The organism is Pasteurella atlantica (assembly GCF_963693435.1).
GTDB classification, from domain to species: Bacteria; Pseudomonadota; Gammaproteobacteria; order Enterobacterales; family Pasteurellaceae; genus Phocoenobacter; species Phocoenobacter atlanticus.
Genome location: NZ_OY856306.1, coordinates 1,683,220 through 1,699,349 on the forward strand (window position 1 = coordinate 1,683,220; position 16,130 = coordinate 1,699,349).

At 33.1% G+C, this 16,130-nt stretch carries 14 protein-coding genes; 8 read left to right on the top strand and 6 right to left on the bottom strand.

Translation table 11 applies throughout. The features are described from left to right. Window positions 1–36: 36 nt before the first annotated feature. The 3 genes from U9966_RS07910 to U9966_RS07920 all read right to left on the bottom strand — a co-directional run bounded on the left by U9966_RS07910 (window position 37) and on the right by U9966_RS07920 (window position 3,675). A complete protein-coding gene (locus tag U9966_RS07910; protein ID WP_306347622.1) occupies window positions 37–1,122 on the bottom strand; it encodes a serine protease in 1,086 nt (361 codons plus the stop codon). A 1-nt stretch (window position 1,123) separates the two neighbouring features. Beyond that, window positions 1,124–2,329 carry a type III secretion system chaperone family protein gene (locus U9966_RS07915; protein ID WP_211597460.1) on the bottom strand — a complete coding sequence of 402 codons (1,206 nt, stop codon included), beginning with the start codon at window positions 2,327–2,329 and terminating at the stop codon, window positions 1,124–1,126. 110 nt (window positions 2,330–2,439) lie between these two features. Next, window positions 2,440–3,675, bottom strand: coding sequence for a saccharopine dehydrogenase family protein (locus tag U9966_RS07920; RefSeq protein ID WP_306347621.1), 1,236 nt, complete (start codon window positions 3,673–3,675; stop codon window positions 2,440–2,442). 262 nt (window positions 3,676–3,937) lie between these two features. Here U9966_RS07920 and U9966_RS07925 point away from each other — a divergent pair, with 262 nt between their 5' ends. The 6 genes from U9966_RS07925 to U9966_RS07950 all read left to right on the top strand — a co-directional run bounded on the left by U9966_RS07925 (window position 3,938) and on the right by U9966_RS07950 (window position 10,258). Beyond that, window positions 3,938–6,493, top strand: a complete 2,556-nt coding sequence (locus U9966_RS07925) for an MMPL family transporter (protein ID WP_306347620.1) — start codon at window positions 3,938–3,940, stop codon at window positions 6,491–6,493. A 10-nt stretch (window positions 6,494–6,503) separates the two neighbouring features. Then, window positions 6,504–7,298 (top strand): outer membrane lipoprotein-sorting protein, encoded by a 795-nt coding sequence (locus tag U9966_RS07930; protein WP_306347619.1) that lies wholly within the window; start codon window positions 6,504–6,506, stop codon window positions 7,296–7,298. A gap of 2 nt (window positions 7,299–7,300) precedes the next feature. Next, window positions 7,301–8,620 (top strand): DUF1302 family protein, encoded by a 1,320-nt coding sequence (locus U9966_RS07935; RefSeq protein ID WP_306347618.1) that lies wholly within the window; start codon window positions 7,301–7,303, stop codon window positions 8,618–8,620. A gap of 9 nt (window positions 8,621–8,629) precedes the next feature. Continuing rightward, window positions 8,630–8,818 (top strand): YgaP family membrane protein, encoded by a 189-nt coding sequence (locus U9966_RS07940; RefSeq protein WP_211597454.1) that lies wholly within the window; start codon window positions 8,630–8,632, stop codon window positions 8,816–8,818. 18 nt (window positions 8,819–8,836) lie between these two features. Next, window positions 8,837–9,211: a DsrE family protein gene (locus U9966_RS07945; protein ID WP_306347617.1), complete on the top strand. Its 375-nt coding sequence runs from the start codon at window positions 8,837–8,839 to the stop codon at window positions 9,209–9,211. An 81-nt stretch (window positions 9,212–9,292) separates the two neighbouring features. Then, complete coding sequence (locus U9966_RS07950) at window positions 9,293–10,258, top strand: arsenic resistance protein (protein WP_306347616.1); 966 nt, start codon at window positions 9,293–9,295, stop codon at window positions 10,256–10,258. A gap of 85 nt (window positions 10,259–10,343) precedes the next feature. On the opposite strand, the gene U9966_RS07955 is transcribed toward U9966_RS07950, so the two are convergent. Both U9966_RS07955 and paeA read right to left on the bottom strand, forming a co-directional pair. Further along, the gene (locus U9966_RS07955) at window positions 10,344–11,234 is read right to left on the bottom strand and encodes a DMT family transporter (RefSeq protein ID WP_306347615.1); all 891 of its coding nucleotides are present in this window, start codon (window positions 11,232–11,234) and stop codon (window positions 10,344–10,346) included. A 243-nt stretch (window positions 11,235–11,477) separates the two neighbouring features. Continuing rightward, window positions 11,478–12,770, bottom strand: a complete 1,293-nt coding sequence (gene paeA, locus U9966_RS07960) for a polyamine export protein PaeA (protein ID WP_306347614.1) — start codon at window positions 12,768–12,770, stop codon at window positions 11,478–11,480. A gap of 238 nt (window positions 12,771–13,008) precedes the next feature. Here paeA and ybeY point away from each other — a divergent pair, with 238 nt between their 5' ends. Continuing rightward, on the top strand, window positions 13,009–13,491 hold the full coding sequence (gene ybeY, locus U9966_RS07965) for an rRNA maturation RNase YbeY (protein WP_306347613.1): 483 nt from the start codon (window positions 13,009–13,011) through the stop codon (window positions 13,489–13,491). Between the two features lie 9 nt (window positions 13,492–13,500). Here the strand turns inward: ybeY and ppx are convergent, their stop codons facing one another. Further along, on the bottom strand, window positions 13,501–15,003 hold the full coding sequence (gene ppx / locus U9966_RS07970; RefSeq protein ID WP_306347612.1) for an exopolyphosphatase: 1,503 nt from the start codon (window positions 15,001–15,003) through the stop codon (window positions 13,501–13,503). A 116-nt stretch (window positions 15,004–15,119) separates the two neighbouring features. Here ppx and U9966_RS07975 point away from each other — a divergent pair, with 116 nt between their 5' ends. Further along, window positions 15,120–16,085, top strand: a complete 966-nt coding sequence (locus tag U9966_RS07975; RefSeq protein WP_306347611.1) for an asparaginase — start codon at window positions 15,120–15,122, stop codon at window positions 16,083–16,085. Window positions 16,086–16,130 lie beyond the last annotated feature (45 nt).

Genomic DNA, 16,130 nt, shown 5'->3' on the forward strand with positions numbered 1-16,130 from the left:
TCTACGTATGAATTCTTGGCTTATCTTCTTTAAATATTACATCAATGTATTCATATTTTTGCTTTCAATAGCAAAATTACAATTAAACTTCGTATGAAAAAAATCATCTAGCTCATCTACTTTTAAGATAAAATTTTTTAAATCATTCTGAATATTTTCTTTTTGTGAACTAAACATATCCGATAAATGAATTCGATATGATAAATATATTTTATTGTCTTTTATTCCTAAATAAAAAGGAGAAACTTGATTTGTATTTATAAAATACAATAAATCTTTAAGATTAGATTTAGGTAATTCATTAAGTGGAGATGTCGCAATAAGATAATCACTATTACTATCAAATATTCTGATTAAAGCTCGTCCTTGATAAAAGGACCAATAATCCCGCCCCTCTCTACATAAAACAGGATTGATATCTAACAATTTCAAACTCTCTTCAATAAAAATAGCCAAACTCGACAAGTCAGACTTTTCAAATGCTGATTTTTTAATTTCATTACCACAGCTATCACAAAAACTTATTTTTTGTGAAATATAATTATCACAAGAATGACATTTTACTTTATAAATATCATAATCAACTTGATAATCTTCAAGCTCTTTAATGAGATCAATATGACGAATTCCAAACCCTACATTATCCGCATTCGTAAATTTAGACGCTGTTACGGCTAATAACACGCCATCCTCATTTACCATAGCACCACCAGAATTACCGGGGTTTACTGCTGCATCTGTTTGTAAAATATATCTATTTGAAATAAGTTGTTTTGGGTTTGAAACAATCCCTTCTGTAATCGTAAACGGCATTCCAAAAGGAAAACCACAAATATATATCTTTTGTGTTGTTTGGACTTCAATATGTTTATCTAAAATAATACAACTTTTTTCATCTTTTAACTCAGAAGCATAAACAAAAGCAATATCTAGTTCAGGATTAGCCATCACGACTTTACCCAAATATTTATCTTGTGTTGACGTTTCTACTGCAACTTCTATACAGCCTTCAATTACGTGAAAATTTGTGATAATAAAATCATACCCCTGTATTTTAAAACCACTTCCTACACCATCTGCTGTAATTATTTTAAAAACTGATTTTTCTATATTCTTTAGCATATTATCTTCCTATCAGCGGTATTAAAATTTGAGTAATAAAATAAAGAAGAGCGATTATTTGAAGATAACCCCAAATACTCATTTTTTTATATTGCTTACCTTTTACTAACTCATTGTATAAGTTATATAACGTTATGGATGCATCTTCAAAGTCGGTATTTCTTTTAATTTGATTTAATCCCTTATAAATCATTTCTCTGGTTTTATCATCAATATTATATTCATAAATAATTTTTAAAAGTCGCTCATAAATATCATAAGTTAAAGCAAAATATCGCCCTTCTTTTTTAGATTTTTCAAATCGTTCTTTATTTCTTTCTAGCTCTTCTTTTAGGGTTTCTTGGTTAATATTCTTTAATCTTGTATAGAAAATATGTTGATAATACATACTTTCTAAAAATTCCTGAGTCCTTTTTTCTTTTAACTCTTTAATAAACGCCATTCCTTGATCTACTTTAAATTCAATATGATTATCAGAATACATTAAACTGGTAATATCAAGTAAATCTGATCTTAAAACACCATTGAGATAAGGCATATTTTCAAATTTCAACAAGGTAATTGTTACAATATCCCAGTGATATTCTGATAGGCGTTCTTTTTCAAAAAATGCCATACATTTATCATAATCATCTAATATTTTTTTAATCGATGTGAATACTTTATCTTTCTCACTTGTTGTTAAATCTCTTTTACTCGGATTGACAAAATAATCAACTTTATAATTTTCTTTTAACTTTGGAGCATAGTAATCCCCTTGATAACAAATTTCTCTTATTACCGTTAATATTTTAGAAGATTCGCAAAGTTCTAATGGGCAAGAATAAGAAAAATAAAGTAAATCATCTTCTAAAATAAGTTGAGGCAACATCAAAGAACTAAAATTTAATTCACTAATTTTTCTTAATAACGCAATCACATTTGTTTGCTCTGTTATTCTCAGAAATGGGGCTTTAACCTTAAATTCATTGTTATTTACTTTTATATTCAGCAACATACAAGAATGTTTAATTTCTATATCAATATCTTTATTATTCAGTCTTAATGTACCAGCTACATTATTGTTAATAAATTTTAAAAGATGATATATTACCGCCTTATATTCCTTTTGCTCATAAGCTTCGGTTGCTTCTGAGTATTCCGAATAAAGAAGTTCACATTCTCTATAACCATAATCCTTTAAAGGATTTTCAAACCTTGGAAACATATCACCTCTGAATAGTTAAATATATTGATTGAAAATATAGCATAATTTTTGTAAATTTATATAAAAAAATAACCGCTTATAGCGGTTATTTTTACTTTATTTTTTGCAAATTAAAACACTAATTCACGATCCCCATTTTCATCTTTAATACGATTTGGCAAACCAATTTTATTTAATAAATTTATATAAGGTTTAGGATCAAGTTGTTCTACATTACGCATTTCCAAACAATCCCACTCTCCTGTAGCAACTAACAGTGCTGCTGCCACAGCTGGAACGCCTGCAGTATAAGAGATACCTTGACTTCCCACTTCTTCATAAGCTTCTTTATGGCTTGCTGTATTATAAATAAAGATTTCTTTATCTTTACCGTCTTTTTTACCTTTAATCAGATCGCCAATGCAAGTATGACCCGTATAATTTTCAGCTAAAGTTGGTGGATCAGGTAATACTGCTTTAACGACTTTCAATGGAACGACTTCCACGCCTTCGGCTGTTTTAACTGGTTTTTCAGACAATAAACCTAAATTTTTCAATACATTAAACACGTTAATATAATGATCGCCAAATCCCATCCAGAAACGAATATTAGGTACCCCCAAATGTTTTGCTAATGAATGCACTTCTTCGTGTCCCGTTAAGTAAGAATTTTGTACGCCTACAACAGGTAAATCATCGGTACGTTTCACTTCAAACATCTGATTAGTTTGCCATTGATTATTTTGCCAAGAATAAACTACTCCCGTAAATTCTCTAAAATTCACTTCAGGATCAAAGTTAGTCGCAAAATATTTTCCGTGATTACCTGCGTTAATATCAATAATATCAATACTTTCTACACTATCAAACTCTGTCACCCCATAAGCTGCATAAGCATTTACGACACCGGGATCAAAACCTGCACCTAAAATAGCAGTAATTTTGTTTTCTTTACAACGTTCTAAACGTTTCCATTCATAATGAGCATACCAAGGTGGTGTTGGGCAAACTTTATCTTGATCTTCTGCAACCGCAGTATCAATATACGCCACACCTGTTTGAATGCACGCCTCTAAAATAGGCATATTTTGAAAAGATTGAGCAACATTAATCACAATTTGCGACTGTGTTTTTTCAATAAGAGCTTTAGTTTGTTCAATGTCAAAGGCATCTAAGGTGTAGCATTGAATTGTGTCAGGAAGTTTAAAACTCTTTTTTTCCTCAACACTCTTAGCAATTTTTTGACATTTTGATAAGGTTCGAGAGGCAATAACAATGTTACCTAAAATATCATTATGTTGAGCACATTTATGTGCCACAACTTGAGCAACCCCACCCGCACCAATAATTAACACATTTTTCTTCATTATAGCATTTTCCTCCGAAGTACCTTAGCGTAGCAAAACCTAAGATATAAGGCTTAAAGTAAAACTTGATACATATTGAAAACCTAAAAAGTCAATATCAAGTCATTTCAGTAAAAAACAAGTTGCGGATTATAACAGAATTTACTTTTAAGCGGTGACATCTTCATTATTTTTTGCAAATTTTTATAAAGATCATACCGCTTGACTTTTATTTTTATATCAATAAAATATGATATTATATTTAAATGAACTGGAGTTTTTGATGAAGAAAAGAATTTTGCAATTTTCAATTAATCACCCTAAAAAGGTATTTTGGATTACAGGATTAATTACGTTATTGTCATTGTTAATGATGTTTCGTATTAATGTTGACACCGATCCTGAAAATATGCTTCCTCATTCTCACCCTGCACGTATTTTACACGATGAAGTAAAACAACGTTTTGGTTTGGCAGATATGCTAGTTGTTGGTGTGGTTAATGATAAGGACAGTAATGGTATTTACAATCCTAACAGTTTAAGCAACCTTAAAAAACTCTCTGACGCAGTAATGACATTAGATGGTGTTGTTGTGGAAGATGTAATGAGTTTACCTGTTAGTGACAATATCTCTCAAATTCAAAAAGAAGGCACAAAGGCGATTTCTTTCCACTACCTAATGGAAACGCCACCGAGCGAACAAGCTCAAGCCGATCAAATTCGTCAATGGGTCGATAGATTGCCTATGCTACAAAATACCTTAGTTTCTGGTGACAACAAAGCAGCAGGGCTATTTATTCCTATTACCTCTAAAGATAAAAGTTATCAACTTTATAATCAAATTCAAGATATTGTGGCTGGTTTTGATAAAAAAGGCGATGAATTTTATATCACAGGCTTACCTGTTGCAGAAGATACCTTTGGGGTAGAAATGTTTTTGCAAATGGCAATTTCTGCACCTGCTGCTGCAGCATTAATTTTTGTGCTAATGCTATTTTTCTTCCGCTCCCCTGCTCTGGTTGCTGCTCCAATGATTTTGGCAATGGCAACGGTGATTATCACAATGGGATTAATGATCGGAATGGGCTTTTCAGTACATATTATGTCATCAATGATTCCAATATTTTTAATGCCAATTGCCGTGGTGGACTCCATTCACGTGTTATCTGATTTTAGTGATAATTATCGAGCAGGAAAAGACAAAAAAGTACTTGCCGAAGAATGTGTAACGGATCTATTCCGTCCAATGCTATTTACTTCATTAACATCATTAATTGGTTTTTTATCTCTAAATACAGCAGATATTCCGCCAGTACGTGTGTTTGGTAGCTTTGTCGGGTTTGGGATTATTCTTGCCTTTATTTTAACAATGACATTAATTCCTGCGTATATGGTCAGTTTATCGGATAAAACCCTAGATAAAATGGCAGCCAAACTACACAGTCACGATGATGATCAATCATTAACTGCTAGAGTATTACGCAAAATGCCACAAGCGGTAATGCGTCATAGTAAATTGATTTTATCACTAATGGTTGCTGTGATGATCGTAAGTGGTTGGGGAATTAGTAAAACCGTGATCAATGATAACCCGATGAATTGGTTTAATCAATCACACCCTATTCGTCAAGCAGATAAAGTGTTGAATACGCATTTTGCAGGAACCTATGAGGCTTATATTAGCTTCAGTAATACACAAAAAAATGATGAAAATATTGAGGCACTTACTACACCTATCTTAAAAAATGCCCCTGATAGTGTTAAACAAAAATGGCAAAATTTGATCCAAAAGCAACCGCTTAACTGGTCGAATATTGAAGATAGTTTAATTGAATATCAATTTAGTGCTGATGATGTTGAAGAACCTTTTTGGACTCAACTTCAAAGTGTTGTAGCAAAAGTAAATCAATCACAACAAGTCTTCTTACAACCTGAAAACTTGGCTTATTTAGAAAAAGTTCAAGGGGCATTACAGCAATCTGGTTTAGTAGGAAAAAGTACCGCACTACCGGATTTATTAAAAGTGGTAAACCGTGAATTACGCAGTGGTGAAGATAAAGATTTTGTATTACCACTATCTGCTGATGCAAATGCTCAAGCCATTATGACCTATCAAAGTTCACATCGCCCAAATTCAGTTTGGCATATGGTCACACCTGATTATCAATCAGCCGTTATATGGTTACAACTTAAATCAGGTGACAACCAAGATATGAGTAAAGTTGTTGATTATATGGATAACTGGTTTGCAAAAAATCCAACACCGAAAGGATTAGAAATGCAGTGGAGTGGACTAACCTATATCAATGTGGTTTGGCAAGATGCAATGGTAAATGGAATGCTAATTAGTTTAATTTCATCCTTTGTAATGGCAATGCTAATGGTAATGTTCTTATTCCGTTCTGTTGTGTGGGGAGTGATTGCGATGATCCCATTATCTACCACGATTATGCTGATTTACGGCATTATTGGTTGGGTCGGTAAAAATTATGATATGCCTGTTGCGGTATTATCTGCATTAACACTTGGGCTATCTGTGGATTTTGCAATTCACTTTATTGAACGCAGTCGTTTACACGAAGTAAATAAATTAAAACTTGATTGGAAACAAGGCATTATTGATGTCTTTGAAGAACCAAGCCGTGCCATTGCTCGTAATGCAATCGTAATTGCACTTGGATTTACCCCATTATTGATTGCACCATTAGTACCTTATCAAACGGTGGGATTTTTTATGGCAGCAATTATGGCAATTTCTTGTTTAGCAACCTTAGTGATTATTCCAGCCTTGGTCTATGCACTACAAAATAAACTATTTAAACGTGACTTAACGTATTAAGGAGAAACCAATGAAAACAAATATGGTAAAAAATACAGCATTAGTAATAACTGGATTAACAATGAGCTTATCAACTTGGGCAATTTCAGCAAACGAAATTATTCATAAATCAAATTTAGCTGCAGTTTATCCCGCTAATGATGGAAAAACAGAAGCAAGAATGATGATTGTGGATAATCAAGGACGTAAGCAAATGCGTCAATTTTATATCCTGCGTAAAAATGTCACCAAAGGTGGCGATCAAAAATATTTTGTGGTGTTTACTAAGCCATCAGATGTCGCAAGAACGACTTTCTTAGTAGATAAACACCCGGGTAAAGAGGATGATCGTTGGTTATATTTACCTGCTTTAGATTTAGTCAAACGTATTGCAGCTGGAGATAAACGAACCAGTTTTGTAGGTTCAACGTTCTTTTATGAAGATATTTCAGGGCGTGATGTAAATGCAGATAGTTACAGCATTGAAAAAGAAACAGATAAACAATGGATTTTAAAAGCAGTGCCAAAATCTCGTACAGGAGTGGAATTTAACTATTTTACCGTTGCTATTGATAAAGATACTTATCTTCCCCGTGAAGCAAAATATTATGATAACAGTGGTAAATTATATCGTCGTATTACAGGTTCAAATATCAAAAATATGGATGGTTTCCCAACTTTAACTCAAATTAAGGCAGAAAATCTGAATGATAAAAGTTATAGCATTACACAAATGCGAAATGTGAAATATAACGTGAATTTACCAAACAGTGTATTTACCGAAGGTGCTTTACGTATGCCACCTAATCAATGGTTAAGGAAGTAACAATGAAAAGAACATATTGGGCATTATTATTAAGTAGTCTGCTCTCGGTTTCTTCAACAGTAATCGCTCAAGATGTCAGTGGCTTAAATACCACTGACATTGAGAAAGAATTAGAAGAATGGAATGATGACGACACGTCAAAAAGTAATTGGAATATAGGGGCTTTTATTGAAGCGGATTATGGTGTATTTACACATAATCATACTGCAAACAATCGAGATAAAAGTCTGGCTGAAATACGCAGTGAAATTTTCGCCAATCGTTACTTTGGATCGCATTTTTTATCTGCAAAATTAGATCTTATTGCTGATGATATTGACGATCATAGTTTACAAGCAGATCTTAAAGAACTATTTGTTGATTTTAAATTAAATGACAAAATGAGTGTACGCCTAGGACAACAAGTATTAACTTGGGGAACAGGCGATTACATTTTTATTAATGACTTATTTAGTAAAGATTGGCAATCAATGCTTTCAGGTAGAGATGATAGTTATCTAAAAAAATCTGATCCTGCTGTGAAATTTAATTGGTTTAATGATTTTGCAAATATTAATTTAGCGTGGATACCCGTATTCAATGGCGATGAATACATTAGTGGAGAACGTTTTGCTTATTACAATCCGATGTTAGGAAAAGTCACAAATCAGAGAGTAAAAGTAGAAAATCCGAAAAATAATTTATCAAATAGTACATTAGCATTAAGGCTTTCTAAACGTCTGAATGGTGTTGAATATGCGTTATATGGTTATCACGGATTATATTCACAACCCACAGCCTTTAATCCTTTTTCGGGGAAAAGTAAATTCCCTAAAATCAATACCTTTGGTGCAAGTGTGAGAGGGGCTTTAATGGGCGGTGTTGCAAATTCTGAAATATCACATTGGAATTTCCTAGAAGAAAAAGCAGGAGATAATCCGTTTATTCCTAATGATCAACTTAATTTATTGGTAGGTTATGAACACGAATTAGTACAAAATGTCACACTAAGTGGACAATATCTAATTCAAAAAATGCAAAATTATGAAAAAGCGAAACAGAGTTCATTTAATCCTGATTTGCTTATCAATAAATGGCATCAAACTTTGACATTACGTTTGAATTGGCAGGCAATGCAACAAAAACTCAATATGTCAATCTTTGCCTTTTATTCACCCGATGAAAAAGATTTCTATATTAAACCGAAAATTAGTTATCGCCAAAATGATCATTGGTTTTATGAAATAGGGGCAAATCTTTTCGGAGGTAAAAATAAACATACCCAATGGGGACAGTTTAAAGAAAATTCTAATATCTATACACGTTTAAAATATAACTTTTAGGAGAAAAAAATGAAAGTAAATGATATGTTACACATTATCGCAGGTAGCTTTATTATGCTAAGTGTTGCCTTGGGCTATTATGTTAATCCTTGGTGGTTCGCATTCACTTTTTTTGTAGGGGCAAACTTATTCCAGTCAGGATTTACAAAATGGTGCTTAATGGCAGATATTCTGCGTAAACTAGGATTAAAAGATTAATTTTAAAAGGAGAAGAAAATGACTAAATGTTACGATTATGTTGGGACTATTTTTGAAAATGAAACCAACCCAAATAAACCGACAGTTGCTTTTACACTGGCAAACAAAGCACTAGAAAAAGGTTATTCTTCAGCGATTATTTTAATGGTTGATGCGGTAAGTATGTCTATTTCGGGAACGATTGATAATATTGATATCGGTGCCCCTTTTGGTGGATTAAAAGCATTACAAGAAGCCTTCATTGAAAAAGGTGGAAAAATCTTAGTTTGTAAGGCTTGTATGGTTCATAACAATATCACTCCAGAACAAATTGATTCACGTTTTGATATTATTGATGGCGGTGAAGTGATTGATCTTATTATGAATGCTAAAGGTTCATTACAAATTAGCTAATGAAGAGTTTAGATTAACATTATTTTAATGCCACTATCTAAGTGGCATTTTGTGTTTTAACTAAGGATTGTAATTTTTATTATGTGGAAAATATTAGCAGTTATTCAAAAAAATTTAGTTTGGGCAATTCCAATCGTAATGATTTTGGGAATTAGCAGTGGGTCTATTTTTGATATGCGTTTTTTAAAAATCACCATTGTCCCATTAACTTTTTTAATGGTTTATCCAATGATGATTAACTTAAAACTTGAAGCAGTTTTATCACCTAAAGGATTAAAAGCACAGATTGTGGCACAATTTTTAAATTTTGCCGTTATCCCTTTTATTGCCTTCTTTTTAGGAAAACTATTCTTTCCTGAACAACCTTTAATTCGATTAGGCATTTTATTTGTTGCCCTACTCCCTACCAGTGGAATGACCATTTCTTGGACAGGGTTTGCCAAAGGCAATATCAATGCAGCAATCCAAATGACCGTATTTGGACTTATTTTAGGCTCTATTGCCACACCTTTATATGCCAAATGGTTAATGGGAAAAAGTATTGAAATTCCTGTACAACAAGTGTTTACCTCCATTACGTTTGTGGTTTTCTTACCTATGTTTATGGGATTAGTGACTCGTAAATATTTAGTAAAAAAATTTGGTCAAGAACACTATCAAAAAAATATTAAACCCAAAGTTCCGATGTTTTCAACATTAGGAGTATTAGGTATTGTATTTGTGGCAATGGCACTAAAAGCCAAATCCATAACCGCAGAGCCTACTGTACTTATCAGTTATTTAACGCCTATCATTATTTTATATGTTATTAATTTCGCGTTAAGTACCATTGTGGCTAAGGTGTTTTTTAATCGAGAAGATGCCATTGCCGTCGTTTATGGCACAGTAATGCGAAATTTATCGATTGCACTGGCTATTGCAATGACCGTATTTGGAGAATCAGGTGCAGAAATTTCTATTGTTATCGCAATGGCATATATCATTCAAGTACAAGCTGCGGCGTGGTATGTAAAATTGAGTGATAGAATATTTGGACAGAAAGTCTAAAACCTAAAATCATAGCGGTTACATTATTCAAACTTTTTGTAATTTTTTGTATAAATGTACCCGCTTATAATTAAGGATCGCTTAGCTAATTTTTTGTTTTTAATACAATAACACTACCCAAAATCACCACCGCAGCCCCAATCACTTGATAAATATTAATTGTTTCTCCAAGTATAAAATAACTTGTTATCGCAGTAGAAATAGGAACGGTAAGACGAATAACATTAAAAATCACAACGCCTTGTGTAGACATTATATAGAACGACATAAACATTCCGACCAATATGCCATAAACCCCTGCACAGCTTAATCCAATCAGTAGCGACCATTCAACCGTTTGTAGTTGTGTGATTTTTTGGGTCTGAATTGCTATAAGTAAATAAATAAGCCCTGCGATACTGGCTGTTGAAGCACTGATTACCACACTGTGTAATTGTTTAGAAATGGTTTTAACAAAGATATTCTGAATGGATTGAATAAAAATAGAAATGCCAAGAAACAAACTTCCCATTAAAAAGTTCTGTTCTATATTCGGTTGTTTTGCAAAAAAGATAAAAATAAAAGAACCTAAAAAAGTGATTATTGCGCCTAAATAAAAGCGTTTTTGTTTACAGCGAGTCCGCTCATCTTCAAAAAAAAGTGCTGCCATTAAAATGGCTAAAGGCATTGCTAAAATACCAAAAAGACTTCCTGTTACCGCAGAGGTTTGTTGTAATCCATTAATAAAAAAATACATATTCCCAACCATAAAAATACCCAAAATGAGTAATTTTATGATTAAGGTAGGATCACTTATGATTTTTCTGATTTCAGCTCTAAATTTAAATAGAATGATAAAAGTAAGGACTAAGCCTCCTGACAAAAATCGTACTGCATTATTATTGATCGTATCAAAATGAAGGCTCATAAAACGCATAATGGGAAAAATAAATCCCATTAAGCTAACATATAAAATTGGAATAACACGATTATTCACTAGATACACCCTCAAGGTAACCGTAAACTTTTAACTATTAACACAAAAAAATTAATACCAAAAACATGCCCCCTCCCTAGCCCTCCCCCGCAAGCGGAGGAGGGGATTTAAGAAGTTCCTAGCTGTTTTCTAGAAATAATTTTCAAATCTATACAAAAAATTCCTCCCTCTGCTTGCGGGGGGAGGCTAGGAGGGGGGCTAAAACTTTAATTACAATCTGACATTAAATATACCCTATAGTAATTAGCCCTCTTTTTTAATTGAAACAAGCAACTGATCAACTTTAAAATTATCAGTATCCATAATTTCAAATTTATAGTTATCCCACAATACAAAATCTGTTTTTTTCGGAATTTTACGTAACATATACATCATAAATCCGCCAATAGTTTCATAATTTTCAGTATCAGGGAAGTTATCAATATCTAAAGCACGCATAATATCTTCTAATGGTGTTGCTCCATCAATTAGCCAAGATGTTTCATCACGACGAATAATTTGTTCTTCTTCACTGGAAACCAATTCTCCCATCACAACACTCATTACGTCATTAAGCGTCACTATTCCAACCACTAACGCATATTCATTTATAATAACCGCAAAATCTTCACCAGAGAGTTTAAATTGCTCTAACACTTCGTATAACGACAATGTATCAGGAATAAATAATACGTTACGCAATACTCGTTGATCCGTTAACTTAACAGATTGCTCTTGTAAATATAAGGTTAATAAATGATGACTTTCTACATAACCTAAAATTTTATCAATTCCTCTATCATTACAAACTAATAACTTGGAATGTGAATTTGCTTTAATGGTTGCTAACACTTCTTCTCGACCAAAAGAACGATTTAAAAAGATAATATTTTCACGTGTAGTCATTGCTGAAGTGACAGTACGTTCTTGCATATCCAAAATATTTTCAATTAAATGATGTTCTTGATCTTTCAATAACCCTGCTTTTGCTCCAGCATCAACTATCGCAAAAAGATCCGCTGATGTCATATTATCGTCACGAATAGTAGATATTTTAAATAAACGAAAGATACTATTTGCTATATAGTCAAACAACCAAACTAAAGGTTTAAAGACAATAATACACAGCATAACGATTCTAACTGTCAATATTGCTACTTTTTCGGGATTAATAATCGCAAAACGTTTCGGAATTAAGTCTGCAAACAAAATAAAAGCAACGGTAACAACAATAAAAGATAGCCAAGAACTAATTGTTTCTATTCCACTAATATATTTATATGGTGCTAATAATTGATACAAATAGGGACGAATTGCACTTTCACCAATAATCCCCCCTAAAATTGCCACCATATTTAAACAAATTTGTACTACCGTAATGAAATGTCCAGGACACTCTTGTAATTTTAAAACCTGTAAGGCTTTTTGATTTCCTTTATCTGCAATCTCTTGTAATTTAAACTTTCTTGCTGCTGCCAATGAAATTTCAGCTGATGACACTACCGCACCAACAAAAACCAAGATAACAAGGCTTAAAATAGCTTCAAATAAGCTCATTTTTTATTTGCTCCTCAAAATAAATTTTTACTGTATTATTCTACCAACTCTTCAATAAAAGGTATATTTTTTGTTAAATAGATAAAAAAATAATTCAAGCGGTAAGATTACTTTCACTTTTTGCAAAAAAATGCGAAAATCCTACCGCTTGATTTTTATAATTAAAACAAATAAATGTACATCTACGTTGCTGATATAATTATACGATTATTATTCTAACACTTAAACTAACTATATAATGAATATACCAATTATTGATTTACAAATTGTAACCGAAGATCAGTCTGATCTGCCCTCTTTAGAGAAATTTACTTATTGGGTGCAACAAGCTCTTATTTTGGAAGCGCAAACAGAAGATTTTGCGGATACAGAAATCACCATTCGTCTTGTTGATGAAACGGAAAGCCATCACTTAAATTTAACGTATCGAGGTAAGGATAAATCCACCAATGTGCTGTCATTTCCTTTTGAAATGCCAGAAGGGATTGAATTGCCTTTGCTTGGAGATTTGGTAATTTGTCGTCAAGTCGTAGAAAGAGAGGCGAAAGAGCAACAAATCGCATTAGAGTCTCACTGGGCACATTTAACGGTTCACGGTACCCTACATTTGCTGGGTTACGATCATATTGTAGATGCCGAAGCCGAAGAAATGGAGAATCTCGAAGCTAACATTATGCAATCAATGGGATTTGCTGATCCCTACCTTTGTGAAAAGGTATAATCTTAAATTTTATGCAAATTCTAACTTAAATCCTACCGCTTGTAGCTCTTTTTGTTCAGCTTTTAAATCTGCCGTAACAAGCAGGTTTTGAGCGAGGTAATCTGGCTCAAATTCCAAATACCAATCATTTTCTTTGATATTTAATTTAATGTATTGAGGTATCACGCTTGCTTGACGAGAGCGACTTAACAAGGTTGCTAAGCGGAATATACGCAATAAGGTAATAATATTACGCTTTTTGTAACGATAGCTACTATGAATATAATTCAGCTTAATATCTTGAATATGATAACGAACGAGGGTTGCAAGTAATTGCTGTTGCTCATAATCAAAACCAGGTAAATTAATATGACTTAGAATATAACTAGAATGATGATTAAATTTGTTATGATTAATGGTGATGCCTACTTCGTGTAGCTGGCTCGCCCATTTCAATATATCTAAGAATTCTGTTCTTAAAAAATGTTTTTCCCAAAAAGGCACTTGATTAAAGAGTTGTATCGCACACTCTTCTACTCTTAAGGCTTGCTGTAAATCAATATTAAATTGTAAAGCTAATGAATCTGCAGTGCGTTGTCGAATATCCGAAACTTGAGCGTATTCATCTAAACTGTACATTATCCCTTCTCGTACTGCACCATCCGAATATCGCATTGATTCAATTTGAAAAGTATTAAATAGGGCTTTTAAAATTGCTAATCCAGGTACAAAAACATCGGCACGTTCTTTAAGTAATCCTTTTAGTTGAATATCATTTAATGAAGTAAAAGTGAGGCATTTTTCAATCAAATGTTGTAATCGTTCTTGAGTAATAAAACCATCTTTATAGCCATTTGCTCTTAATACACAACTCACCGTTTTAATTGTTCCTGATGAGCCTAAGACGTGTTTCCAACCCAAAGTACGATAATCCATTTCTAAATCTTCAATTTTTTCAATAGCAAGCTGATAAGCCTGTTCAAAACACTCTGAATTTAACTCCCCTTGAGGGAAAAAACGTTGTGCAAAACTGACACACCCCATATGACGGCTTTCTGCTCGAATAGGTAAGAAATTATCTCCAATACACATTTCCGTTGAGCCACCACCAATATCAATAATCAGTTTTCTGCCTGTTTCTGGCTGAGTATGACTTGCACCTAAATAAATTAACGTCGCTTCTTCTTGCCCTGAAATAATATTAATAGGATAAGGAAAAACGGTTGCCGCTCGACGTAAAAATTCGGTATTATTTACCGCTCGACGTAAAGTATAAGTCCCAATCACCTTTACATTTTGAGGGTCAAAGCCTTGTAAGCGGTCAGCAAATAATGCTAAACATTCGACTCCTCGTTGAATGGCTTCATCACTTAATATACGCTCTTCATTTAACCCCTCTGCTAAGCGTACTTGTCGCTTAATACGAGAAAGAATTTGAATTGAACCATTGACTACTCTGGCAATAATCATATGAAAACTATTTGAGCCAAGATCGATTGCGGCAAATTCACGAGGCGTTGATGTTGATTGCATATTTTTGTCCCTTTTTCTGTCATTCCGTTATATTCTAATACAATAAGCGGTAAGATTCTTCAAAAAATTTACAAATACCTTATAATGCCCATTTTAATCAACCTTAATAAAAGAATATGGTCAATAAACTATTAATATTACATACGGGTGGCACAATTTCAATGAGTGAAGATGAAGAAGGACGTGTTATTCCTTCTCAAAATAATCCATTAATAAATTCACTAAACAAGTTACATATTTCAACTAAAATTGAGCAAGAGGCTATTTTTAACGTCCCTTCGCCGCATATTGATTTAACCCATTGGATTTATTTAAAAAATAGAATTGAACGAGCGATTTTTGAAGAGGGTTATACGGGCATTGTGATTACGCACGGTACAGATACCCTTGAAGAAACCGCTTATTTTCTTGAATTAAGTATTGATACCGATATTCCTATTACCATCACAGGGGCAATGCGTTCAAGTAACGAGTTAGGTTCTGATGGCTTAGTGAATTTACAAAATGCTATTTTAGTGGCATTAAGTCCTGAAAGTGTAGGACGTGGCGTTTTAGTGGTAATGAATGATGAAATTCACAATGCAAAATTTGTCACTAAAACACATACCACCAATGTCGCAACCTTTCAAACCCCAACTTTTGGACCTTGTGGCTTAATTGCCAAAGATAAAGTGTTATATTTTCAACGTTTAACTCACTATGAACATTTTCCTTTTGAACATTTAGAAAAAACTAATGTAGCATTGATCAAAGCGTATGCAGGAATGAACAGTGAATTATTGAAATATTTGGCAAACAGTGAATGCGATGGTGTGGTTATTGAGGCATTAGGTGCAGGAAATTTACCACCAACTTGTTTGGCAGGCGTTTCTGCCCTATTAAATGCCAACATCCCCGTTGTACTGGTTTCTAGAGCCTTTAATGGCGTCACGCAGGATGTTTATGACTATCTTGGTGGAGGCTGTAGATTAAAACAAGAAGGGGTGATCTTTACGACTGGTTTAAGTGGTCAAAAAGCAAGAATTAAATTATTAATTTTACTTAATCAACAATTAAATCAGTCGATTAGTGATTATTTCTGATTTATGAGTAATTTTGGTAATAATATTACAGCTATTTGATAAATA

Excerpts from the sequence above, each read along its gene's own strand:
- U9966_RS07920 (WP_306347621.1), bottom strand. The coding sequence starts at position 3,675 with ATGAAGAAAAATGTGTTAATTATTGGTGCGGGTGGGGTTGCTCAAGTT.
- U9966_RS07930 (WP_306347619.1), top strand. The coding sequence starts at position 6,504 with ATGAAAACAAATATGGTAAAAAATACAGCATTAGTAATAACTGGATTA.
- U9966_RS07910 (WP_306347622.1), bottom strand. The coding sequence starts at position 1,122 with ATGCTAAAGAATATAGAAAAATCAGTTTTTAAAATAATTACAGCAGAT.
- U9966_RS07925 (WP_306347620.1), top strand. The coding sequence starts at position 3,938 with ATGAAGAAAAGAATTTTGCAATTTTCAATTAATCACCCTAAAAAGGTA.
- paeA (WP_306347614.1), bottom strand. The coding sequence starts at position 12,770 with ATGAGCTTATTTGAAGCTATTTTAAGCCTTGTTATCTTGGTTTTTGTT.
- U9966_RS07935 (WP_306347618.1), top strand. The coding sequence starts at position 7,301 with ATGAAAAGAACATATTGGGCATTATTATTAAGTAGTCTGCTCTCGGTT.
- ppx (WP_306347612.1), bottom strand. The coding sequence starts at position 15,003 with ATGCAATCAACATCAACGCCTCGTGAATTTGCCGCAATCGATCTTGGC.
- U9966_RS07975 (WP_306347611.1), top strand. The coding sequence starts at position 15,120 with ATGGTCAATAAACTATTAATATTACATACGGGTGGCACAATTTCAATG.
- ybeY (WP_306347613.1), top strand. The coding sequence starts at position 13,009 with ATGAATATACCAATTATTGATTTACAAATTGTAACCGAAGATCAGTCT.
- U9966_RS07915 (WP_211597460.1), bottom strand. The coding sequence starts at position 2,329 with ATGTTTCCAAGGTTTGAAAATCCTTTAAAGGATTATGGTTATAGAGAA.
- U9966_RS07940 (WP_211597454.1), top strand. The coding sequence starts at position 8,630 with ATGAAAGTAAATGATATGTTACACATTATCGCAGGTAGCTTTATTATG.
- U9966_RS07945 (WP_306347617.1), top strand. The coding sequence starts at position 8,837 with ATGACTAAATGTTACGATTATGTTGGGACTATTTTTGAAAATGAAACC.
- U9966_RS07950 (WP_306347616.1), top strand. The coding sequence starts at position 9,293 with ATGTGGAAAATATTAGCAGTTATTCAAAAAAATTTAGTTTGGGCAATT.